The 21,781-nt window shown below is 68.8% G+C and carries 17 protein-coding genes; 4 read left to right on the top strand and 13 right to left on the bottom strand.

Annotation, left to right across the window (positions count from 1 at the left end; translation table 11 throughout):
- Positions 1-50: 50 nt before the first annotated feature.
- The 12 genes from ACVN9Z_RS21855 to ACVN9Z_RS21800 form a co-directional block, all read right to left on the bottom strand.
- Complete coding sequence (locus tag ACVN9Z_RS21855) at positions 51-869, bottom strand: ABC transporter ATP-binding protein (protein WP_458212613.1); 819 nt, start codon at positions 867-869, stop codon at positions 51-53.
- Positions 848-1,903, bottom strand: a complete 1,056-nt coding sequence (locus ACVN9Z_RS21850; RefSeq protein WP_052102877.1) for a FecCD family ABC transporter permease — start codon at positions 1,901-1,903, stop codon at positions 848-850. The genes ACVN9Z_RS21855 and ACVN9Z_RS21850 overlap by 22 nt, the downstream gene beginning before the upstream one ends.
- Positions 1,900-2,940, bottom strand: a complete 1,041-nt coding sequence (locus tag ACVN9Z_RS21845; RefSeq protein WP_054470310.1) for a FecCD family ABC transporter permease — start codon at positions 2,938-2,940, stop codon at positions 1,900-1,902. The genes ACVN9Z_RS21850 and ACVN9Z_RS21845 overlap by 4 nt, the downstream gene beginning before the upstream one ends.
- Positions 2,940-4,064: an iron-siderophore ABC transporter substrate-binding protein gene (locus tag ACVN9Z_RS21840; RefSeq protein ID WP_458212612.1), complete on the bottom strand. Its 1,125-nt coding sequence runs from the start codon at positions 4,062-4,064 to the stop codon at positions 2,940-2,942. The genes ACVN9Z_RS21845 and ACVN9Z_RS21840 overlap by 1 nt, the downstream gene beginning before the upstream one ends.
- A 43-nt stretch (positions 4,065-4,107) precedes the next feature.
- Positions 4,108-6,312 (bottom strand): TonB-dependent alcaligin siderophore receptor FauA, encoded by a 2,205-nt coding sequence (fauA, locus tag ACVN9Z_RS21835; RefSeq protein WP_054438273.1) that lies wholly within the window; start codon positions 6,310-6,312, stop codon positions 4,108-4,110.
- A gap of 167 nt (positions 6,313-6,479) precedes the next feature.
- Positions 6,480-7,709: a multidrug effflux MFS transporter gene (locus tag ACVN9Z_RS21830; protein ID WP_325100428.1), complete on the bottom strand. Its 1,230-nt coding sequence runs from the start codon at positions 7,707-7,709 to the stop codon at positions 6,480-6,482.
- A 130-nt stretch (positions 7,710-7,839) separates the two neighbouring features.
- Positions 7,840-8,754, bottom strand: a complete 915-nt coding sequence (locus ACVN9Z_RS21825) for a helix-turn-helix transcriptional regulator (RefSeq protein ID WP_020927768.1) — start codon at positions 8,752-8,754, stop codon at positions 7,840-7,842.
- Positions 8,755-8,957: 203 nt separating this feature from the next.
- Positions 8,958-10,124 carry an aromatic ring-hydroxylating oxygenase subunit alpha gene (locus ACVN9Z_RS21820; RefSeq protein WP_006384176.1) on the bottom strand — a complete coding sequence of 389 codons (1,167 nt, stop codon included), beginning with the start codon at positions 10,122-10,124 and terminating at the stop codon, positions 8,958-8,960.
- A 39-nt stretch (positions 10,125-10,163) separates the two neighbouring features.
- Positions 10,164-10,913 carry a siderophore ferric iron reductase gene (locus tag ACVN9Z_RS21815; RefSeq protein ID WP_006384177.1) on the bottom strand — a complete coding sequence of 250 codons (750 nt, stop codon included), beginning with the start codon at positions 10,911-10,913 and terminating at the stop codon, positions 10,164-10,166.
- Positions 10,910-12,757 carry an IucA/IucC family protein gene (locus ACVN9Z_RS21810; RefSeq protein WP_054497021.1) on the bottom strand — a complete coding sequence of 616 codons (1,848 nt, stop codon included), beginning with the start codon at positions 12,755-12,757 and terminating at the stop codon, positions 10,910-10,912. Before ACVN9Z_RS21810 ends, ACVN9Z_RS21815 begins: the two co-directional genes overlap by 4 nt.
- The gene (locus ACVN9Z_RS21805) at positions 12,754-13,359 is read right to left on the bottom strand and encodes a GNAT family N-acetyltransferase (protein WP_024068913.1); all 606 of its coding nucleotides are present in this window, start codon (positions 13,357-13,359) and stop codon (positions 12,754-12,756) included. The genes ACVN9Z_RS21810 and ACVN9Z_RS21805 overlap by 4 nt, the downstream gene beginning before the upstream one ends.
- Before the next feature lie 17 nt (positions 13,360-13,376).
- On the bottom strand, positions 13,377-14,774 hold the full coding sequence (locus ACVN9Z_RS21800) for a lysine N(6)-hydroxylase/L-ornithine N(5)-oxygenase family protein (protein ID WP_054472373.1): 1,398 nt from the start codon (positions 14,772-14,774) through the stop codon (positions 13,377-13,379).
- 392 nt (positions 14,775-15,166) lie between these two features.
- On the opposite strand from ACVN9Z_RS21800, the gene ACVN9Z_RS21795 reads away from it, so the two are divergent.
- The 3 genes from ACVN9Z_RS21795 (at position 15,167) to ACVN9Z_RS21785 (ending at position 17,359) form a co-directional block, all read left to right on the top strand.
- Positions 15,167-15,781, top strand: a complete 615-nt coding sequence (locus tag ACVN9Z_RS21795; protein ID WP_223821407.1) for an ABC transporter ATP-binding protein — start codon at positions 15,167-15,169, stop codon at positions 15,779-15,781.
- A complete protein-coding gene (locus ACVN9Z_RS21790) occupies positions 15,772-16,572 on the top strand; it encodes an ABC transporter permease (RefSeq protein ID WP_006384182.1) in 801 nt (266 codons plus the stop codon). The genes ACVN9Z_RS21795 and ACVN9Z_RS21790 overlap by 10 nt, the downstream gene beginning before the upstream one ends.
- A 145-nt stretch (positions 16,573-16,717) precedes the next feature.
- Entirely contained in the window at positions 16,718-17,359 is a 642-nt protein-coding gene (locus tag ACVN9Z_RS21785) for a VTT domain-containing protein (protein WP_054497025.1), read from the top strand.
- Between the two features lie 152 nt (positions 17,360-17,511).
- Here ACVN9Z_RS21785 and ACVN9Z_RS21780 read toward each other — a convergent pair whose 3' ends face one another.
- Complete coding sequence (locus ACVN9Z_RS21780; RefSeq protein WP_020927763.1) at positions 17,512-19,740, bottom strand: NADP-dependent isocitrate dehydrogenase; 2,229 nt, start codon at positions 19,738-19,740, stop codon at positions 17,512-17,514.
- Positions 19,741-20,185: 445 nt separating this feature from the next.
- On the opposite strand from ACVN9Z_RS21780, the gene ACVN9Z_RS21775 reads away from it, so the two are divergent.
- Positions 20,186-21,727 carry a winged helix-turn-helix domain-containing protein gene (locus ACVN9Z_RS21775; RefSeq protein WP_054497026.1) on the top strand — a complete coding sequence of 514 codons (1,542 nt, stop codon included), beginning with the start codon at positions 20,186-20,188 and terminating at the stop codon, positions 21,725-21,727.
- The last annotated feature ends 54 nt before the right edge of the window (positions 21,728-21,781 follow it).

The raw sequence follows: 21,781 nt of genomic DNA, 5'->3' as shown, positions 1-21,781 counted from the left end.
TCCCGCCGCCAGCGCACCGGCCTTGAGGCGGCGCGCGGCCGGATTCAGCGCTAGCCGCCGCGCCGCGGCACGACCATCGGGCTGCCGGTCTCCGGATCCGGCAGCACCCGGCAATCCAGGTCGAACACCCGCCGCATGGCGTCCTCCGTCACCACCTGGCGCACCTCGCCCTGCGCCGCGATGGCGCCGGCCCGCATCATGACGACGCGATCGGCGTAGCGGAACGCCAGGTTCAGGTCGTGCAACACCACCACCAGCGTGCGCCCGGCCCGGTGCAGGCGCGCGCACAGCTCCAGCAGGTCGATCTGGTGGCGGATGTCGAGGAAGGTGGTGGGCTCGTCCAGCAGCATGATGCCGGCGTCCTGCGCCAGCACCAGCGCCAGCCAGGCGCGCTGCCGCTGGCCGCCGGACAGCGTGTGCACGGGATGGTCGGCCAGCTCGGCCAGGTCGGTGTCGGCCAGCGCCGCGTCAACCGCCCGGGCGTCCTCCGCCGACCACTGCCGCAGCAGGGTCTGGTGCGGATAGCGGCCGCGCGCCACCAGGTCGCGCACGGTGATCATTTCAGGGGCCACCGGGTTCTGCGGCAGGTAGGCCAGGCGCCGCGCCACCGCCTTGCGCCGCAGGCTGGCCAGATTGGCGCCGTCCAGGAACGCCTCGCCCTGGCTGGGCGCCAACGCGCCGCCCAGCACGCGCAACAGCGTGGACTTGCCGCAGCCGTTGGGGCCGATCACCGCCGTGAAGGCGCCGGGGGCCACCGCCAGCGACAGGTCTCGCAGCACAGGGGTATCGCCATAGGATAGGCCGACCTGCCGCAGTTGCAGGGCGGACATGCCGCTGGCCGGATCGTTCAGGTGGAGGTCTTGCGCCATTCGAGTACCAGCAGAAATGCGAGATAGACGCCGCCGATGCCGGCGGTCAGGACGCCCACCGGCAGGCCATTGGGGCCAGCCGCGCGGGTCAGCAGGTCGGCGGCGGCCAGCAGCACGGCGCCGGTCAGGGCCGCCAGCAGGGGCTGCGGGCCGCTGGCGCGCACGCAGCGGCGCGCGATCTGCGGCGCGGACAGAGCGATGAAGGCGACGGGGCCGGCCACGGTGACCGCGGCGGCCGCGGCCAGCACCGCCACCAGCGTGGCGGCGAGGCGACTGCGCGACGCGGTGGCGCCAAGCGCCTGGGCCAGGTCGTCGCCCATTTCAAGCAGCCGCAGGCGGGCGCACAGCGCCAGCGCCAGCGGCAGCAACACGGCGCAGGCCCCCGCGATCAGAGAGACATCGGTCCACGTTCTGCCGGCCAGGCTGCCATTGAGCCAGGCGGCCGCCAGATAGGCCTGTTCACGCCGCAGGTTGGAGAGGCCATACTGCACGAAGGCGAAGGCGATCGCGCCCACCGCGATGCCGGCGATCACCATGCGCTGGGGCGCGGCGAAGCCGGCGCCGGAACCGAACCAGACGCCGGCCGTGGCCAGCAGCGCGCCGGCCGCCGCGCCCCAGGCCACCGGCATCAGCCCGGGCCAGACCATCGCCACGGCCACGGCGCCGGCCGAGGCGCCGGCGGTCAGGCCGATCACGTCCGGGCTGCCCAGCGGATTGCGGGTCAGGCTCTGGAACAGCGCGCCCGACAGGCCCAGCGCGGCGCCCGCGCCCAGTGCGGTCAGGACGCGCGGCAGGCGCACGGTATGCACCAGCCACCGATCCACGGCGCCCCCGGCGCCCAGCAGCGTCTGCCCCAGCGCCTGCCAGGACAGCGCCGGCTCGCCGGTCAGCAGGGCGGTGACCAGCAGAGCGCAGGCCAGGACCAGCAGCAGCGCTGCCCAGGCCAGCGCGCGGGGCGCGACGGGCCAGGCCAGCCAGGCGCCTGCGCGCAACACGCGCGCCGACGAGATGACGGAATGCGCGCGATGCTTCATGCCAGGCTCCGCGCGCGCTTGCGCAAGGCGGCCAGCAGGAATGGCGCGCCGATGAAAGCCACCACCACGCCCGTCAGCAGTTCCGCTGGCGCCCGCAACAGCCGCGCCAGGATGTCGGCGACCAGCATCAGCAACGGGCCGAGCACCACGCAATAGGCGAGCAGCCAGCGCAGGTCGGGACCGGCGTAGCGGCGGGCGATGTGCGGCACGGCCAGGCCGACGAAGGCGATCGGGCCCGCGGCCGCGGTGGCGGCCGCCGCCAGTATCGCCACGCATAGCAGGCCCAGCAGCCGGTACAGGCTGGTGCGCAGTCCCAGCGCCTGGGCCAGCGCCTGGCCCAGGGCCAGCAGATTGAGCGGCCGCGCCAGCATCGCGGCCAGCAGCAGGCCGGTGCCGATGTATGGCGCCGCGCGCAAGGCGACGTCCAGCGATTGCCCCGCCAGCGAGCCCACGGCCCAGAACCGGTAGGCGTCGAAGATATCGTCGCGCAGCAGCGCCACGGCCTGCACGTAGGCAAACAGCACCGCGTTGACGGCGGCGCCGGCGAGGATCAGCCGTACCGGCTGCAGGCCCCGGCCGCCCGCGCCGATCAGGTAGACCGCCGCCGCCGCGCCCAGCGCGCCGGGCAAGGCAGCCCAGAACGGATGGGCGGGCAGGCCGCCCAGCAGCAATGCCGCCGTCACGATGGAGGCGGCCGCGCCGGCGTTCACGCCGAGCAGGCCGGGGTCGGCCAGCGGGTTGCGGGTCAGCGCCTGGATCAGCGCCCCGGACACGGCCAGGGCGGCACCGGTCAGCAACGCCAACAGGGTGCGGGGGATGCGGGAGGCGACGACCAGCGCGGCATGGCTGTCGTCCGGTTGCAGCAATACGCGCCACACGGTGGCCGCCGACAGGCCGCGCGAGCCGAGCCAGAGACTGGCGACCGCGGCGCCAGCCAGCAGCGTACAGGCCGCCAGCAACAGCGGCGCCCGCAGCCGGCGCGCGCCCGGGAGCGGTTGGTCGCTGCGCGCGGCGGGCGGTGGGGAATGCGACGGCATCAGGAGCCGGCTCCGTTACCCCCGGCGTGGCGCGCGGCCTCGGCCAGGCGGGGCGCCAGCCGGTCCAGCATCCACGCCACCGCCAGCGGCGTGCCGGAGGACGAGGCCATCACCAGCGCCGGGTCGCTCAATGCCACGTAGGCGCCGCGGCGCACGGCCGGGATCGATGCATACAGCGGCATGGCCGCGGTGCGGTCGCGTTCCTGCGGCGTGTAGAACCAGGACACGAGGATGTCGGCATCGCCCAGCGCGTCGGCATGCTCGAAGCCCAGGTAATGGGCGAAGTGGCCGGCGCTGGCGCGCAGGCCGCGCACCGAGGGCGCCAGCGTCAGGCCCATGGCGCTGAGCGTATCGACGCGCGGGTCGCCGGCAACGTAGGCGGCGAAGTTGCCCGAGCCGAGATCGGCGCGCACGTAGGCGAAGGTCTTGCCGGACAGTTCGGGATAGCGGCGCGCGGCTTGCGCCAGCGCATCGTGGATGCGGGCCTTGAGGGGCGCGGCGGCCTCGCGCGTGCCCAGGGCGGCGGCAATGAGGTCGATCTGCGTGTCAACCGGGGTCAGGAAAGGCTGCTCCGGATAGCCCACGACCGGCACCAGCCGCGACAGTTGCGCGTAGGCCTCGGGACTGACGCCGGAGAAGGGGGCCAGCACCACGTCAGGCCGCAGCGCGATGATCTTCTCGATATCCAGTTCGGGATAGACGGTGATGCGCTCGGGCAGTGGCTGCCCCCGCGCCTCGATCGCGGCGCGGACCCAGGGCCAGTAATGGTCAGAGTCGCCGCCCCAGTCGGCGCGGCCCACGCCCACCGGCACCACGCCCAGCGACAGCACCAGGTCGTCCGCGCCCAGGCCGAGCGCGACGACGCGCTTGGGCGGGGCGGGGATCACCGCAGGGCCCAGGGCGGTCTCCAGCGTGACGGGAAAGCCCGCGACGGTGCTGGCCGTCACGGGTGGGGCGGCGGCCGGCTTGCCTGCCGCGGAGGGCGCAGGGGCGTTGCCTGCCGCAGGCTCGGGAATGGCAGGCGCGCGGTCGCATGCGGCCAGGGCGGCGGCCAGGGCCAGCGCCGCCAGGCCGGCCAGTGCGCGGCGGCCTGCCCGCGCCGCGATCGCCAGATTCAAATGCATTGTGCCGCTGTACTCCTTGGCTTGCAGCCGTGTGACGCCATCTTCAATACTGCGCGCGCACGGTCAGCATGACGTTGCGCGGCGCGCCATACCAGCCCTGGCTGAAGAAGCCAATCTGGTCGTAGTACTTGCGGTCGAAGACGTTGTTCAGGTTGAGGGTGGCCGAGACCTGCTTGCTGAAATCGAAGCGGGCCATCAGATTGACCAGCGCATAGCTGCCTTGCTCGACATCCACGTTGCCGCGCGGGCTGGCCGCGGACTGGTACATGCGGCTCTGCCAGTCGACGCCACCGCCCACCGTCAGGCGGTGAAGGTCGCCCGGCAGGCGGTAGGTGGTGTACACCTTGAACAGGCTGCGCGGATGGCTGGTGTTGATCGGCTTGCCGTCGGCGTCCTTGGCGGTGAAATGGGTGTAGCTGGCGCCGATGTTCCAGCCGGGCGTGAGCTGGCCGCTGGTTTCCAGTTCGAAGCCCTCGACCTTGGCGCCCGAGGCGGCGCGATAGGCCTGCGTGCCCGGCATGCCGCTGACCGATTCGCCCGGGATGGCCTGCGCCAGATTGTTCTGGCGCGTCTGGTAGATCGACGCGGAGGCGTTCAGCAGGCCGTCCAGGTAGGCCGCCTTCAGGCCGATTTCGTAGCTCTTGCCGTCGATCGGCGGCAGGATCGAGCCGCTGGGCGTGCGCGCGTTCTGCGGCTGGAAGATCTCGGTGTAGCTGGCGTAGGCCGTGTAGGTGCTGTTGATGTCGTACAGCAGGCCGGCGTAGGGTGTGAACTGGTCGTTGATCTTGTAGGCGCGCTTGCTGCCGAAGTAGGTCTGGTTGGTTTCCCAGTTGCTCCAGCGTCCGCCCAGGATCAGGTGCAGCGGGTCGGCCAGCGAAAAGCGCCCGACCGCGTACGCGCCGGTCTGCTTGACGCGCAGGTCGTCCGCGGGCGTCTTGGTGCCGGACCAGGTCGGTTCGGCGATGTGGTCCTGGCGCCAGTCGAAAAAGCTGCCGATGGCAGGCTTGGCGCCGGTCATCAGGTACTGGCCAATGTTGCTGTGGTCGTTCACGCTCATCCAGCCCAGCGCCAGTTCGTGCTTGCGGCCCAGCAACTGGAACGGACCCGACACGGTCAGGTGGATGTCGTCGCGCGAACGGTCGCCATCGTAGTTGTTGAACGAGCTGGTCATGCCGGCGCCCGTGACGCGATCGGGGTAGCCGCCACGATAGAGCTGCTTCATGCGGTAGTCGCCGTCGGTGTGGCTGTAGGCGGCGCGCACCTTCCAGTCGTTGGCGAAACGGTGCGTTAGGTCGACGAAGGTGGTGGTGGACTCGGTGTCGATGCGGGCCCAGCGGGTGTTGTTGGCGACGGAGCGGTTGAAGTCGGTGCGCGAGCCGTCGCTGTAGAACAGCGGAAAGCCGCTGCCGAAGCCGTTGCTCTGGTTGCGGAAGTACTCGACGCTGGCGGTCAGCACGGTGTCCGGCGTCAGGTCGGCACTGACCACACCATAGAAGGTGCGCTTGCGTGAATCCAGGAACGTCACGTAATCGTCGCCCTGATTGTAGGCCGCCACGAAGCGGGAACGGATACGGCCGTTTTCGGTGATCGGCACCGACAGGTCGACATCGCCGCCGACGTAGTCCCAACTGCCGGCGCTGGCGCTGCCGGACAGGGCGAATTCGCGCAGCGGCTTCTTGCGGATGAAGTTGACCGCCGCCGACGGATTGCCGGAACCTGTCATCAGGCCGGTGGCGCCGCGCACGATCTCGACCCGATCGTAGATGGCCGCGTCGATGTCCGTGGCGCCGTAGTTCCATTGGCTCAGAATGGGCGAGTTCAGGCCATCGAACTGGAAGTTGTCGATGGCAAACCCGCGCGAAGAGAACGACAAGCGGTTGCTGTCGCTGCGCGTGACCGAAATGCCCGGCGCGCTCGCCAGGATCGAACCGGTGTCGCGCAGGCCCTGGTCCTCGATCTGCTGGCGCGTGACCACGCTGACGGACTGCGGCGTCTCGCGCGGCGACAGCGTCAATCCCGTGGCCGTGTTCATGGCGTCGGTGGTATAGGAGCGGGTGCCTTCCGTGGTGCCGGGGATGCCCGCGCCGCTGACGGTGACGGCGGGCAATTGCGCCACCTCGCCGGCTTCGGCGCCGGCGGCGTCCTGGGCGAAGGCCTGCTGGTGGGTCAGGGCAGAGCAGAACAGGGCCGTCTGGATCGCGTAGACAAGAGGGCGCACCCGGCGCGATTGCGCGGCGGGCGGGGGCAGGACGGACGGCATGAGGACAAGCTCCAACGGAAAAATTTGGTAATGAGAATTATTGATTTTTACCGTTGGGCTGATGTATGCCGGACGACGCAATGCATATGGAAAACGCCGCCGGGCTGCCGCGCTGTCGCGCGCATGTGCCCGCACCAAACCCATGGGGTGGCACGCTACCCCAGCCCGGCCTCGGTCTTGGCCACGGGCGCGGCGCAGCGATGCAGCCAGGCCCAACCGGCGGCGCTGGCCGCCACGCAGGCCAGCATGGCCACGGCCAGCCGCAGTGGCTGGCCGTAGACCAGCGGCACGCCCCAGCCGCTGGCCACGGAGAACGTCAGCATCTGCATGAAGCCCAGCACGGACGCGGCGGTGCCCGACAGGTCCGGCACGTGCCCCAGGATGCGCAGCGTCATGGCCGGCACGCCCATGGCCAGTCCGCAGGTGAACAGGCCCGGCAGCAGCACCGCCCAGGGCAGGCGCGGCGGCTCGGCGGCGGCCATGTACAGCACGTAGGCCAGGCAGCTGCCTCCCATCAGCAGGTAGGCCAGCAACGTGATGCGCCCGTCCGACCAGCGGCCGGCCTTGCGCGCCGCCAGCAGCGCGCCGGCCATGGCGCCCATCACCAGCGGCACGAACAGGTAGGCGAAATCGGTTTCCGGCAACCCCAGCACATTGGTGATGAAGTCGGGCGCGGCCCCGATCAGGAACCCCTGCGCGGCGAACAGCAGGCTGAACGCCAGGCCCAGCGCGGCGTAGCGCCGGTTGCCCAGCACGCGCGCGTAGTTGCCGCCCAGTGTGCGCCAGGCCAGCGGCTGGCGTCGATCGGGCGGCAGCGTTTCGGGCAGGCGCCGCGCGCACAGCAGCCAGGCCGCGGCGGCCAGCGCGGTCAGCAGCAGGAATATGGACCGCCAGCCCTGGTGCGCGGCCAGGTAGCCGCCCAGGATCGGCGCCAGCGCCGGCGACAGATTGAACACCAGGATCAGGTATGACATGGCGCGACGCGCCACGGCGCCGTCGTAGCAATCGCGGATGATGGCCTGGCCGACCACGATGCCGGCGCCCGCCGACAGGCCTTGCACCGCGCGTCCGGCCAGCAGCCAGCCGAAGCCGGGCGCCAGCGCCGCCATCAGCGCGCCGCACACGTACACCCCCAGCGCAGCCAGCACCACGCGACGCCGCCCCAGCGAGTCGGACAGCGTGCCATGCAGCAGCAGCATGGAGGCATAGCAGGCCATGTAGACGCCCAGCGTCAGTTGCACGGTTTCCTGCGGCACGGCGAATTCCCGGCCCAGCGCGCCGAAGGCGGGCAGGTAGGCGTCGATGGTGGCGGGGGCGACACAGGACAGCAGGCCCAGCATCAGCACCATCATGGGAAAGGAAGGCAGGGGTTCGCGGCGTGACACGACGGCATCCATGGCGGGGGCTTCCCGGGCTGGGAAGCGCAACCGCATGGTCGCCTGTCATCGTGGGTTGCAGGAATGGTGAACGCCGCAAGAGCAATGGGCGCCGCCGTAAGCCGTGCACGGCCGGCGCTCAGTTCAGTTCGCTGGGAGCGATGCCGTAGCGCTCGCGGAACGCCGTGGCGAAGTTGGTGGCGTGGCGGTAACCGACGAAATGCGCCGCCTGTTGCACGCTGCACCCCTGGGCCAGTTGTTCGCGCGCCACTTCCAGCCGCCGTTCGCGCAGCCAGCTGAAGACCGAGCGCTGGTAGGTCGCCTGGAATTTGGCGCGCAGCGTGCTCGGGCTCATGCAAGCCAGCCGCGCCAGCTCGTCCAGCGTGTGTTCCTCGCCCGGCGCGCTGTACAGGCGTTCGCGCACCCGTTCCAGCAACTGGCGGTCGCGTTCCGAAACCGTGCTGTCGGCCGGCGCGCGCTGTTCCAGTGTCGCCAACGCATGCGCCAGCAACTGCGTCCCCACGCCTTCGCGCAGCATGGCCTGCAGCGGGCCGTCCCAACCGCAGTCGAGCAGGTGCTCGATGGCCTGCAGCAGATGGCCCTGGACCTGCCAGCGGCGCAGCCGCAGCGACGGCGAACGCAGCGCCTTCCAGATCATCTCGCTGGTCTGGTCGTCGCCGGCGCCGTCGGGGTCGGACAGCGACAGGTTGATGCTGCGCAGGCGTTGGCCCGGCGCGTGGATGCCGGTCATGGCGACGGTGTCGCCGTAAAGCGCGCTGACGCCGCTGTGCGCGGCCAGCCTGACGTCGTCGTGGCGATCGATGCGGGTCTGGGCGTGGCCCTGCAGCATGACGATGGCGGAAAAGCGCGGCGACATCATCGAGGTGGCCTCGTAGTGCTGGTGCACGCGCACGTCGGACAGCACCAGGGTCAGGCCCGGTCGGATCGCGTGGGTCTCGACGCGGCCTTCGGCGATGCAGAGGGTCTCGGGGTCGCCGCGCAACGCGCCGTTCAATTGCGGCAGGCGGTAGCGGAAACCGCTCTGGCTGCCCATGCGGTTGAAGTCGGCGACGGTGAATTGGGCGGGGGAGGGTGCTGGGTTCAAGATCGTCACTCGCGATACGGGTTGAGCCCCTGTAGCGGTGTTCGGCACACCGTCAAATGTGAGAATGAGAATAGCATATGTTCGCATTGTTGCAGCTATTCTCACCGCTCCGGCACCGTTTTAATTGCGGCGCGCCCGGCCCCTGCGTCCCCCTACGGCGCGGCGCAGTCGCCCAGTTCCTCGCCCATGATGTCGCGATACCACTCGTGGAAATGCTGCATGCCATCCTCCATCGGCGACTGGTATGGGCCGCTTTCGGAGGTGCCGCGGCGCAGCAGCGCCAGCCGGCCGGCGTCCATGCGCTCGCCGATCTCGTCGTCCTCGACCGCGGTTTCCATGTAGGCCGCGCGCTGCGCCTCGACGAATTCGCGCTCGAACAGCGCGATTTCCTCGGGGTAGTAGAACTCGGCGATGTTGATGGTTTCCTGCGGGCTCTTGGGGTAGAGCGTGGAGAGCACCAGCACGTGCGGGTACAGCTCGATCATGTGGGTGGGGAAGTAGGTCACCCAGATCGCGCCGAAGTCGGGCGCCGAGCCGCCGCGATAGCGCATCAGCGTGTCGTGCCAGTCGCGGTAGACGTCGGAACCGGGCTTTTCCAGCGAGTCATGCACGCCCACGCGTTGCAGGCTGTGGTGGCGGCCGAACTCCCAGCTCAGGTCCTCGCAGGTGACGAACCGGCCCAGGCCGGGGTGGAAGGGCCCCACGTGGTAGTCCTCCAGATAGACTTCGATGAAGGTCTTCCAGTTGTAGTTGCACTGGTGCACCTCGACGTGGTCGAGCACGTAGTCGGAGAAGTCGAACTCGGGCCGCTCGAACAGATGGCCCAGGTCGGCGCGCGGATCGCGCGGGCCCTCGAACAGCAGGCCATGGCAATTCTTCAGCGGAAAACGCGGCAGGTTCAGGCAGGGCGTGCTGGGGAACTGCGGCGCGCCCAGGATCTGGCCGCGGTTGTCGTAGGTCCAGCGGTGCAGCGGGCAGACGATGTTGCCGCCGCTGGCCGACAGGTTGCCGGCGGGGTTGCCGGGTCCGGTCACCGCGCCCGTCTCGCCGCCCAGGATCAGCGCCTGCCGGTGGCGGCAGACGTTGGAGACGAGCTCGACGCCATGGGCGTTGCGCACCAGCACCCGGCCGCCGTCCTCGTGCGGCAGGCGGCGCCAGTCGCCTGGTTCGGGCACGACTTTCTCGTGGCCCACGTAGATGGGCGATTGCTTGAATATCCGTTCCTGTTCGCGTTCGAACAGGGCTTGGTCGAAATAGGCCCGAACGTGCAGCGGGCTCAAGGCCTCGCGCACGTGCTCGAGGCGGCCAATGTCCGTCATTTCCGACTCCTTGTGCCGTCCCGCAAGGCCCGGCCGCCTTCAGGCGGGCACGGCGCTCTCGGCGTCGATCCGGGTCATGCGTTCGGCAAGATCCAATTTGGGGCAGGTGCTGCAGTAGTCGCCGTCGCGCCTGCGGAAGTAGTGGCAGCAGACCTGCCGATCGACGGCGATGACCGGCAGGTCCGCGCGCCGCCAGGTCAGGTAGCCGCTGCGCCCGCGCAGGCCGAGCAGGTCCATCCATTCGATGGCCTGCCGCTGGGCCCAGTCGTTGGCGGCGGCGCCGTCGTCGTGACGCGCGGCCAGCAGGGCATACAGCACGCAATCGGCCTGCATGCTCTCGGCGGCGCGCGGACTCACCCGCAGCACCTGGGTCAGTTCGCGGTAGAAGGTGGCGCAGATATTGCGCAGTTGCGCGGCGGCGGCCTGCATGCGGTGGCGCAGGCCGCCGCGCAAGGGTTCATGGCGCTCCAGGGTGTAGCCGATGATGAAACCGTCGTCCGGCACCGGCTGGATCATGCCCGACAGGTCGGGCACGATCGCGCTGCGATGCGCGGCGATCACGCTCAGGTAGACGGGCTGCCAGATCAGCAACCCCCAGCAGCGCAAAGCCAGGTAGTGTGGCCCGGCCTCCGGATAGCGCTGCCCCCAGACATCGCGCAGCCGCGCGATGGCCTGGGCGTTGTCGGCGCCCGGGCGGATGCCCGGCCCGGGCGCCGCCGCGACCTGGCCCGACAGCCCGGGCACCAGGCGGCCGGTCAGCGCCAGCAGATCGTCCAGGTCGCGGTTCACGCAAGCGCCTGCGCGGTGTCGGCCTGGCCCAGCCACTGGGGCCGGTGGCGGGCAATCGGGTTGGCCAGGTTGGGCGCCATCTGGAAGCTGCCGATGGGGTCGGCCAGGTTGACCATCTGCAGGTTGTTGGCCAGCTGCAGGCGGTTCAGGCACGAATGGATCATCTCCGGCGCGAACAGGTCGTACTGGCGGTACTTTTCCAGGCGTTCGGGATGGGCCTCCTGATAGGCGATGATGCGGCCGGCCACCAGTTTCCAGAAAGCGTCCTCGTCCATCACGCCGTTGTCGACCAGCACCTGGGACAGATGGCGGAAGTAGCCTTCGAACACGTCCACGAAGATGGTCAGCAGCTTGTATTCCTCGGGCACGTCGGCGGCCAGGCGGCGGGCGTTCTCGGGCAGGGCGGCGTTGGGGTCGAGGATCGACGATTCCTCGGCGATGTCCTTCATGAAGGCGCGCACCGGCACGTGGTCCTGGACCACCAGGATGACGTTCTCGCCATGTGGCATGAACACCAGGTCGTGGGCATAGAAGCAGTGCACCAGCGGCGTAAGGTAGGCGTCGACGTAGCGCTCCAGCCATGCGGCGGCATCCAGCCCCGAGGCGCGGATCAGTTCCGGCAGCAGCGCGCGGCCCTGCGGATCGACGTGCAGCAGCGCGGCCATGGTCATCAGGCGCTGGTTGGCGCCGATCAGCGCGGTGGGGTTCTCGCGCCACAGCGCCGAGAACATCTTCTTGTAGGGCGTGTCGACCGAGATGGCCGCTTCGTAGTAGTAGTTGCGGAACCCCAGCGAGGCCGCTTCGCGCAGGATGGTGAAGCCGTTCTCCCGCAGCCACGGATCGGCGTTGATCAGGCCGTGGATGTACTCGTTGATCGCCGGCGTGCCGGACATGTAGTAAGGCGACAGTCCGCGCATGAAGCCCATGTTCAGGATCGACAGCGAGGTCTTCACGTAGTGCTTGCCCGGCTGGCTGATGTTGTAGAAGGTGCGGATCGACTGCTGCGCCAGGTAGTCATCGTCGCCGTAGCCCAGGCACACGATCTTGCGCGAGGCCACGTAGGGCGCGAACGCCAGCGACAATTTGTTGAACCACTGCCACGGGTGCGACGGCATGAGGAAGTAGTCCGCCGGGTCCAGCCCCTGATCGCGCAGGGTCTGGGTGTGGCGGGCGACGGTGTCGGCGCCCAGCTCGTCGCGCAGCAGGCTGTCGTAGTCCATGGTCGACAGGCAGGCGAAGTGGGCATTGTCCTTGTGCACCGCGAGCCACATCACGCGGATCGGGCTGGCGCATTCCGGGGCGTAGACGTGGTAGTCCTCGGCGTTGAAGCCCAGGCGGCCGTTGTTGGCCACGAAGCTGGGGTGGCCCTCGATCATCGAGGTCTCGATGGTCTGGTAATCGGCCAGCGCCAATTCGGCGGCCGCGGGCGCGGCGCGGGTGTGCTTGTAGGCGCTGCCGTGCAGCGTGCTGGTGATCTCGTCCAGGTAGATCGGCAGGCGGTCCTCGGGCATGCCGAGCTTGTCGCGGATCTCGATGACGAACTGCAGCGCGTCCAGCGGCGCGGGCGTGCCGGCCATGGTCTTGCTGATGGACTCGGGCGGGATGCGCCAGTGGCGCATGGCCATCAGCTGCGCGTCGAACTGGTATTCGGCATGGCCGTCGGCCAGCACCAAGCGGTAGCGGTCAAAGCCGGGCGCCTCGGCGGGGCCGAGCCGTTCGGGCTCCAGCAGCCATTCGTGGGCATATTCCGAGATGGCCTTCTTCACCAGCAGGCGGTTCACTTTGTCCCAGACCTCGGGAGCGAGGTGGCTGGCGATCTGGGCGGGATGGGGCTGGGTGCTCATAGGGAAGACTCCTGGAGTTGGGCCTGTTCAAATTGCTGCCGGGTGCAGAAGGCGATGCTGGCGGTCTTCTCGCGAAAACGCGCCTGGCCGGCGTAGACAAAACCCATGGCCAGGTTGAGCGCATGGATCTTGCTATTGTTGCTGTCGGGTTCCACCACCACGCGCCGGGCCTGGAGGCGGTCGAACATGAAGCGCATCACGAAGGCCAGCACGTTGCGGCTGAAATTCGGGATGCGCACGCGCGGCGGGCCGATGAAGATGTGCATGCCGAGGTCGCCGGGGCGCACCGGGTAGTGCTCGCCGACCTGGTCGTGGGCGGGGTCGTAGCACTCGACCAGGAAAGCGGGGCGGCCGTCGTGGCTGCCCAGCCAGGCGCCGGCGTGGCCGCTGTCGGTCAGCGCTTCGTAGAACTCGCGCACCTGCGCTTCGGTGAAGGTCTGCATCGACCAGAAACGGGCGTAGTCCATCGCGAACCACTGGCGCAGCAGCGCGGCATCGGCGGCGGGATCGAGCGGCCGCAGCGCCAGGCCCGCGCCCTCGTCATAGTGGCTGCGCGCCTGGCGGTCGATCTCGCCCAGGAAGGCGGCGGTCATGGTGATCATGGCGGGCTCCCGGGGTATCAGACCGTGGCGGCGCGATGGCCGTCCAGCAGGGGCATCAGTTCCGGCGCCACGCCGCCGCGGCACGCCGGCGCCGCTTGCGCCGCGCGATGCGCCAGCACGCCGCCGGCCGGCGGACGGAAATCCTGCAAGGCGGTGCGCGGTTCGATGGCGTAATGCTCGTGGCCGGTCAGTTCGCGCAGGATCTGCGAGTTGCGGTAGCAGCAGAAGCCCAGGTCCGGATTGGTGACGCCATGGCTGAGCAGGCCGCTGTTCTGCACAAAGATCTCGTTGCCGCCATGGTCGATGGTGTAGTTGCGCGCGATGCGGTAGCCGCCATCGTCGGCCCAGGCGATGCGGTCGTGGATGGGATTGACGCAGCTGGGGATGCTGCGCGCATAGCCGGTGGCCAGCACCAGGCCATCGGTCGAATGCGAGAACGGCTGGCCGGTATCGACGTGGCGGAATTCCAGCTGGTAGCGGCCGGTGCCGCGGTCATGGCGGCTGGCGCGCAATTCGGCATTGGTCAGCAGCGTGTAGCGGTTGTCGCCGTTGTGGATCCTTTCATCGAGCAGGTCGTAGATCTGGTTGATCAGCGACGCGTTGATGCCCTTGTACAGGCTGCTCTGCTCGGCCAGGATCTGGCGGCGGCGAGCCTCGGGCAGGTCGTAGAAATAATTGGTGTAGTCGGGGGAAATCAGTTCCAGCGTGAGCTTGGTGTTCTCCATCTGGAAAAAGCGCGGCGAACGGGTGATCCAGGCCAGGCTGTAGTCGTGTTCGTCGCTGTCGCGCAGCAGGTCGTGGAACACCTCGGCCGCGCTCTGGCCGCTACCCACGATGGTGATCGACGTCCGTCGTTGCAGCTGTTCCTTGTGCCGCAGATAGTCGGCGCTGTGGATGTAGGGCGCTTCGCGCCGGTCGCAGCAGGCCGGCAGCACCGGCTGCGAGCCCAGGCCCAGCACCAGCTTGCGGCAGCGGACCATGAAGCGTTCGCCATTGACGCTGTGCTGGCCGGTGACCAGGTAGGTGTCGGTCTCGGGGTCATGCAGCACGCTCTGCACGTCGCTGTTGAAGCGCAGGTTCGGCAGGCGCGCGGCCACCCATTTGCAATAGCGGTTGTACTCGGCGCGTGTCAGGTAGTGGTTCTCGCGCATGTAGTACGAGTAGATGCGGCCGGTCTGCTTGCAGTAGTTCAGGTAGCTGTATTCGCTGCGCGGATCGGCTAGGCTGACCAGGTCCGCCAGGAACGGGTTCTGCAGCGTGGAGGCCTCGATCAGCATGCCCGGATGCCAGTCGAAGCCGGGTTTCTTGTCGAGGAACAGGGCGCGCACGCCGGGCAAGGGCGCCGACAGGCAGGCCAGGCTGAGGTTGAAAGGGCCTAGGCCGATCGCGACGAAGTCATAGATTTCACGGTTCATGATGGTTACGCCTTTTGCGGAGTCTCTCGTTGCACGGACGATGCCCGGGGCAGGGCATACTCGGAACAGGGCCGGCTAGTCAGGCGGAACGGGACGCGAGCGGCTCGTCGGTCCGTCGGTCCACTGCAACAACAAAGAATTTCCATCGCCGGTATTGCATGAATTGAACATCTGTGTAGGTATGATTTTCATTTGCAATACAGACACTCTAGCAAATGGTTTTTTGCGGCGAAGCATTGCCACAGCCACCGAGGCGGCGCCCATATGCAGGGTGGCAAAGCGCATAGGGACATGGCCGAAACGCATAAGCTCATGCATGGACCCGAGAGGGCATCGAGGGCGCGCCGCGGCGCCGCGCATATGCCTGGCGCGCGCGGGTTATGCTTGCCGCCATGTCACAGAAACCTCCCGTGCTCAGGCTGCGCGGCGTCTACAGCGAACGCCTGGCGCCCGTCAGCCTGGATCTGGCGGCGGGCGAATGCGCCGCCATCACCGGCCCTTCGGGGTCGGGCAAGTCGCTGCTGTTGCGCCAGGTCGCCGATCTCGATCCGGGCCATGGCGAAGTCGAATTGGACGGCGCGCCGCGTTCCGGCATGCGCGGTTGGCAATGGCGCCGCCAGGTGACCTATTGCCAGGCCGAGGCCGGCTGGTGGGACGACCGCGTCGCGCGGCATTTCGCCGACCGGACCCTGGCCACCGAACTGTTGCAACGCCTGGGCCTGGCGCCGGAAAAAATGGACGCCCTGGTGCAGGAGCTGTCCACCGGCGAACGGCAGCGCGCCGCCCTGGCGCGGGCCTTGGCGCAGGCGCCGCGGGCTTTGCTGCTGGACGAGCCCACGGCGGCGCTGGATCCCGAGGCCACGGCGCGCGTCGAGGCCGAACTGCGCCGCTATTTGGAGGGTGGCGCGGCCATCCTCATGGTCACCCACAATCCCGAGCAGGCGCGCCGCATGGGAAGGCGCGGCTGGCGCATGGAGCAGGGCAAGCTGGAGCCGCAATGGACGTGATCAAGCTGGAGACGCTGGACTTGGTCATCGCCTCGCTGCTGGTGCTGCTGTCGGCCGGCATTTCGTTCGCGTTGCGCTTGAACCTGCAGCGCCAGGTGCTGTGGGCGGCGCTGCGCACCGTGGTGCAGCTGCTGCTGGTCGGCCATATCCTGCGTATCGTGTTCGCGCACGCGGCGCCCTGGCTGACCGCGCTGGTGGTGGCGGTGATGATGGCGCTGGCGGCGCGCGAGGTCGCGGCCCGGCCCAAGGGGCGGCTGGCCGGCCACGGCAACGGGCACGTGGGCACGATGGCGGTGGTGGCCACCACGGTGGTCACCGCGCTGTTCATCCTCAGTACCGCGCTGCGCCCGGAACCCTGGTACGACCCGCGCTATACCATTGCGCTGGTCGGCATCGTGCTGGGCAGCGTGCTCAATGCCGCCAGCCTGGCGCTGGACGGGGTGCTGTCGGGCGTGCGCCGCGACAAGCTGGCGATCGAGGCGCGCCTGTCGCTGGGCGCGACCGCGCACCAGGCCTTCGCGGCGTTGCTGCGCGAGTCGGTGCGGCGCGGCATCGTGCCCAGCATCAACCAGATGTCGGCGGCCGGCATCATCACGCTGCCTGGCATCATGACCGGCCAGATCATCGCCGGCATGGACCCGATCGATGCGGCCAAGTACCAGATCCTGCTGATGTTCCTGCTGTGCGGCGCCAGCGGCATGGCGGCGATGGGCGCGGCCTATGGCGCCATGCGGCGGCTGACGGACGAGCGCGGCCGGCTGCGGCTCGATCGGTTGATGGCCGAGCGCTGAGCGGCGCCCGCCGCGAGGCCCGCGGCTGTCTCGTCGGCGGCGCCCGGATTTGATGAAATATCGACGCGGCCCGCTGCATACTGCGACCCTTCATCCATGACGCGGCCGGCGCCACCGGCCATGAAAAAAGAAGGGCGGGATCCGTATGAGCATTACCGAGATGTTTGCGTGGTTGACCAGCGAGCAGGGCCTGATGGCGCTGCTGGCGCAGAACTGGGTGCTGGGCACCTGCATCATCGCCGCCATCGTGTTTATCGAGACCGGCTTGGTGGTGATGCCGTTCCTGCCGGGCGATTCGCTGCTGTTCGCGGCCGGCGCGTTCCTGGGGCTGGCGGGCATCGACCCGCTGGCGTCGTTGGCGGCCATCACGGCGGCCGCCATTGCCGGCGACGCGCTCAACTATGCCATTGCCTCGTCGCGCTGGGGCCAGAAGCTGGCGCATAGCCGCTGGGTCAAGCCGGATCACCTGAAACGGGCGCGCGATTATTTCGCCCGCTACGGCGCCATGACCATCACGGTGGCGCGCTTCGTGCCCATCGTGCGCACCCTGGCGCCATTCGTGGCGGGGCTGTCGCAGATGCCGCGCCGCACGTTCTTCATCTACAACGTGGTCGGCGCCATTGCCTGGTGCGGCTCGATGCTGCTGGCGGGCTACTGGCTCGGCTCCATCGCCTGGGTGCGCGCCAACCTGCATTGGGTGTCGGTCATCATCATCGGGCTGTCGCTGGTTCCCGTGGCGCTGCAGTGGTTGCAGATACGACGGATGCGCAGGGTGTCGCAGACCTGAGCAGCGCGCGGCGGGGCACGGGTCGAGAGCGGGATGCCGGGACGGGCCCCGCCTGCGGCCCGGCATCCCGCAACAAAGAAAAAGCCGGTGGCTCCTTGCGGAACCGCCGGCTTTTTTTGCGCCACCGGGCCAGGCGGCCCGGGGCGGGGGGCTTAGCCGATGTTGGCCAGCACCTGGTTCAGCGTGGCGCTGGGGCGCATGGCGCGGCTGGCCTTGTCTTCGTTCGGCTGGTAGTAGCCGCCGATGTCGACCGGCTTGCCCTGGGCGGCCTTGAGCTCTTCCAGGATCTTGGCTTCGCCTTGCGCGAACGCGGCGGCGGCCGGGGCGAACAGCGCGGCCAGCGCGCGGTCGTCGGTCTGCTCGGCCAGGGCCTGGGCCCAGTACATCGCCAGGTAGAAGTGGCTGCCGCGGTTGTCCAGGCCGCCGACCTTGCGGTCGGGCGACTTGTTCTCGTCCAGGAACTTGGCGGTGGCCAGGTCCAGCGTCTTGGCCAGCACTTGCGCGCGGGCATTGTCGTAGGCGCGGCCCAGGTGATCCAGCGAAGCGGCCAGGGCCATGAATTCGCCCAGCGAGTCCCAGCGCAGGAAGCCTTCTTCCAGGAACTGCTGCACGTGCTTGGGCGCCGAACCGCCGGCGCCGGTTTCGAACAGGCCGCCGCCGGCGACCAGCGGCACGATCGACAGCATCTTGGCGCTGGTGCCCAGCTCCATGATGGGGAACAGGTCGGTCAGGTAGTCGCGCAGTACGTTGCCGGTGACGGAGATGGTGTCCAGGCCTTCGCGGATGCGCTTGAGCGAGAACTTGGTGGCCTCGACCGGTGCCAGGATGCGCAGATCCAGGCCGTTGGTGTCGTGGTCGTTCAGGTACTGCTTGACCTTGGCGATGACCTGGGCGTCGTGGGCGCGCTTTTCGTCCAGCCAGAACACGGCCGGCGTCTGGCTGACGCGGGCGCGGGTGACGGCCAGCTTGACCCAGTCCTGGATGGCGGCGTCCTTGGTCTGGCACATGCGCCAGAGGTCGCCGGCCTCGACGGCCTGCTCCAGCAGCACCTTGCCCGAGGCGTCGGTGACGCGCACGGTGCCGGCGGCGGGGATGACGAAGGTCTTGTTGTGCGAGCCGTATTCCTCGGCGGCCTGGGCCATCAGGCCGACGTTGGGCACGCTGCCCATCGTGACCGGATTGAAGGCGCCGTGCTGCTTGCAGTCGTCGATGACGGCCTGGTAGACGCCGGCGTAGCAACGGTCGGGGATGACGGCCTTGGCGTCCTGCAGCTTGCCTTCGGCGTTCCACATCTTGCCCGAGTCGCGGATCATGGCGGGCATGGAGGCGTCGACGATGACGTCGCTGGGCACGTGCAGGTTGGTGATGCCCTTGTCGGAGTTCACCATGGCCAGCTGCGGCAGCGTCTTGTAGGCGGCGTCGATGTCGGCGGTGATCGCGGCCTGCTGGTCGGCGGGCAGCGATTGGATCTTGGCGTACAGGTCGCCGATGCCGTTGTTGGGATCGAAGCCGGCCTGCTTGAGGACGGCGGCGTGCTTGGCCAGCACGTCCTTGTAGAACACGGACACCACGTGGCCGAAGATGACGGGGTCGGAGACCTTCATCATGGTGGCCTTCAGGTGCACCGAGAACAGCACGCCCTGGGCGCGCGCGTCGTCGATCTGGGCCTGCAGGAAGGTCTTGAGCTTGGCGGTCGACAGCACGGCGGCGTCGATGATCTCGCCGGCCTTGACCGGGGTCTTTTCCTTCAGCACGGTCTTGGTGCCGTCGGCGGCGGTCAGCTCGATCTTGACGTCGCCGGCTTCGGCGATCAGGGCCGACTTTTCGGTGCCGTAGAAGTCGCCGCTGTCCATGTGCGCGACGTGCGACTTGGAGTCAGCCGTCCAGGCGCCCATCTTGTGCGGGTGCTTGCGGGCGTAGTTCTTGACCGACAGCGGCGCGCGGCGGTCGGAGTTGCCTTCGCGCAGCACGGGGTTGACGGCGCTGCCCTTGACCTTATCGTAGCGCGCCTTGACGTCGCGCTCGGTGTCGTTGGCCGGGGCGTCAGGGTAGTCGGGCAGCTTGTAGCCCTGGTCTTGCAGTTCCTTGATGGCGGCCTTGAGCTGCGGCATCGAGGCGCTGATGTTGGGCAGCTTGATGATGTTGGCTTCGGGTTGGACCGCCAGGGCGCCCAGTTCGGACAGGGCATCGCCCAGCTTCTGGCTGTCGTCGAGGTAGTCGGGGAACAGGGCGATGATGCGGCCCGCCAGGGAGATGTCGCGGGTTTCGACGGTAATGCCAGCGGACTTCGCGAAGGTCTGGACGATCGGCAGCAGGGAACGGGTTGCAAGCGCCGGAGCTTCGTCGGTGAGGGTGTAGATAATCTTCGGAGTAAGAGACATGATCCTTGAATCTGTTCGGCGGTGGCGCTAGGCGCAAACCCGAACATGCTATGCGGCGTCAGCCGGTAGATGTTGTCGAGAGTGGGTTCGTTTGAACCGACACAGGCGGGCCCGGGTCGGCTCAACATGGCGCCGCCCGCCCTTTATTTGCTGGTCCAAAAGCCCGACCGCCTGGAAGGTGCGACTGCCACGAATCGAACATTGTAATACCGTGACCCGCGCGGCGTGCGCGGAAATGGGCGCCAATCGTCCGCCGGGCGTGCGCCAGTGGCCGGATGGGCGGTTTTTTGCGTCCAGGAATGGCGCCAAAGATCGACAACCTCTGGTAACGGCGTGCAAGTATTGGCTAATATGCCGCAACTGTCGCGCCAAAGCGCGCGGGCGGGTGAGAGCGGGGCGCCGGATGACGATGGGCGTTGTGAGAGGCCCGGCGCGGAGAGAGGCAATGCGGTTTGGCAATCTGTTGTTCGATCCGAAGTTCCGCTATGCCAGCGGTACCGATGGCAGGACGGTGCACTTCACGCCCGTCGAAAGTGCCGCGCTGGCCTTGTTGACCGGACACGTGGGCCAGATCCTGCCGCGCCAGCGCCTGCTGGACGTGACCCAGCGCGGTGACGGCGACGCCCTCGAGCGCAGCGTCGACCTGTTGATCAATCGCCTGCGCGCCAAGCTCGGCGATTCCGCGCGCGCGCCCCGTTTCATCGCCACCAGCTACGGCGAAGGCTACAGCTGGATCGCCGCGGCCGAGCCGGGGCCGGGCGGCGACGTCTATGTCGCCATCGGGCCGGCGGCCGGCCCCGAGGCCTTGCGCGCCGAGCCGCGGGTGCGAGCCTTCCTGACGGACCTGGCCGCGGCATTGCGGGCGCGCCTGCCGAGCGAGCGGGGCGTCAGCCTGTTGTCGCTGGCGGCCGCCGCCGAAGCGCGCGCGCCATTCCGGGTGGAGGTTGGTTTGCGCCAGGACGAGGCCGGCGTGCATTGCGCGGTGGTTTTGCGCGAAGCGGCCAGCGGGGCGGCGTTGCGCGCCGAGCGCTGGACCATCGCGCCCGGGGACGGTCCCGACGTCGGCCGGACCGCCGCCGCGACTTTCGCGGCTTGCCTGAAAAGCGAAATCTGGCGCAGCCTGGCACGGGCTCGCGGCGACGTGGCCGGCCCCTCCGACGAGCCGATCGAGTTGCGCTTGCACAGTGCCGCGGTGCTGCTGTCGCGCACCCCGCAAAGCTGGCTGGAGTCGGAGGCCGAACTGGAGAAACTGCGCGCCGAGAATCCCGACGATCCGCAGACCGCGCTGATGTGGGCCTCGCACCTGTACGCGCGGCTGGTGCTGGACCTGTCCAGCGTCCCGGCCGAGCTCGAGCCGCAGATCGAGGCGCTGGTGTTCCAGGCGCTGCCGCACGTGCGGGCCAATCCGATGCTGGCGCTGGCGGCGGCCAAGCTGCTGTGCTTCGTCAGCCACGGCCACCTGGCGCTGGCCGAGGCGTTGGCCGAAGAGGCCTTCGCGCGCAGCACCGCGTTCGCGTCCGCTTTTGCGGTGCTGGGCCAGTTGCGATTGAACCGCGGCCGCCTGTGGGAAGCCATCGAGCATTTCGACCAGGGCATCGGCCTGGCCGAACCCGGTTCCGAATTCCAGGTGTTCCTGATGGTCTTGAAATGCACCACCTTGCTGGCCCTGGATGATCGCCAGGCATGCCTGGCGGCCAGCGAGGCCCTGTACCGCGCCAAGCCCTTGACGCGCATGCAGATGGGCCTGTTCCTGTGCTCGCCCGACGAGGTGCTGCCCGACGACCTGCGCCAGATCCTGCTGGCGCTGGACGCCGACATGCTGCGCCGCTTGCTGGCGCATTTCGAATACCTGTTCGTGCGGCGGGTGCCCGACGCCGCGGGCAGGAGGAACATGTTCCGCGGCGTGCTGGCGCAGTTGGCGCGGCACCGGCCGCTGGACGAGCTGCCGGCGCCCGTGCGGCCCTATGCCCAAGGCGGGCCGATTTGACAAACCGCCGCGCTTGCGGGAAGCTACGCCCCATGACTTCCCGCGCCGTCCGCA

The organism is Achromobacter sp. KK8, from assembly GCF_054188005.1.
Note: the sequence above shows the minus strand (reverse complement) of the source record. Positions and strands in the feature narration are given on the sequence as shown.

Excerpts from the sequence above, each read along its gene's own strand:
- ACVN9Z_RS21855 (WP_458212613.1), bottom strand. The coding sequence starts at position 869 with ATGGCGCAAGACCTCCACCTGAACGATCCGGCCAGCGGCATGTCCGCC.
- ACVN9Z_RS21850 (WP_052102877.1), bottom strand. The coding sequence starts at position 1,903 with ATGAAGCATCGCGCGCATTCCGTCATCTCGTCGGCGCGCGTGTTGCGC.
- ACVN9Z_RS21845 (WP_054470310.1), bottom strand. The coding sequence starts at position 2,940 with ATGCCGTCGCATTCCCCACCGCCCGCCGCGCGCAGCGACCAACCGCTC.
- ACVN9Z_RS21840 (WP_458212612.1), bottom strand. The coding sequence starts at position 4,064 with ATGCATTTGAATCTGGCGATCGCGGCGCGGGCAGGCCGCCGCGCACTG.
- ACVN9Z_RS21825 (WP_020927768.1), bottom strand. The coding sequence starts at position 8,754 with ATGGGCAGCCAGAGCGGTTTCCGCTACCGCCTGCCGCAATTGAACGGC.
- ACVN9Z_RS21820 (WP_006384176.1), bottom strand. The coding sequence starts at position 10,124 with ATGACGGACATTGGCCGCCTCGAGCACGTGCGCGAGGCCTTGAGCCCG.
- ACVN9Z_RS21810 (WP_054497021.1), bottom strand. The coding sequence starts at position 12,757 with ATGAGCACCCAGCCCCATCCCGCCCAGATCGCCAGCCACCTCGCTCCC.
- ACVN9Z_RS21805 (WP_024068913.1), bottom strand. The coding sequence starts at position 13,359 with ATGATCACCATGACCGCCGCCTTCCTGGGCGAGATCGACCGCCAGGCG.
- ACVN9Z_RS21800 (WP_054472373.1), bottom strand. The coding sequence starts at position 14,774 with ATGAACCGTGAAATCTATGACTTCGTCGCGATCGGCCTAGGCCCTTTC.
- ACVN9Z_RS21795 (WP_223821407.1), top strand. The coding sequence starts at position 15,167 with ATGTCACAGAAACCTCCCGTGCTCAGGCTGCGCGGCGTCTACAGCGAA.
- ACVN9Z_RS21790 (WP_006384182.1), top strand. The coding sequence starts at position 15,772 with ATGGACGTGATCAAGCTGGAGACGCTGGACTTGGTCATCGCCTCGCTG.
- ACVN9Z_RS21785 (WP_054497025.1), top strand. The coding sequence starts at position 16,718 with ATGAGCATTACCGAGATGTTTGCGTGGTTGACCAGCGAGCAGGGCCTG.
- ACVN9Z_RS21780 (WP_020927763.1), bottom strand. The coding sequence starts at position 19,740 with ATGTCTCTTACTCCGAAGATTATCTACACCCTCACCGACGAAGCTCCG.
- ACVN9Z_RS21775 (WP_054497026.1), top strand. The coding sequence starts at position 20,186 with ATGCGGTTTGGCAATCTGTTGTTCGATCCGAAGTTCCGCTATGCCAGC.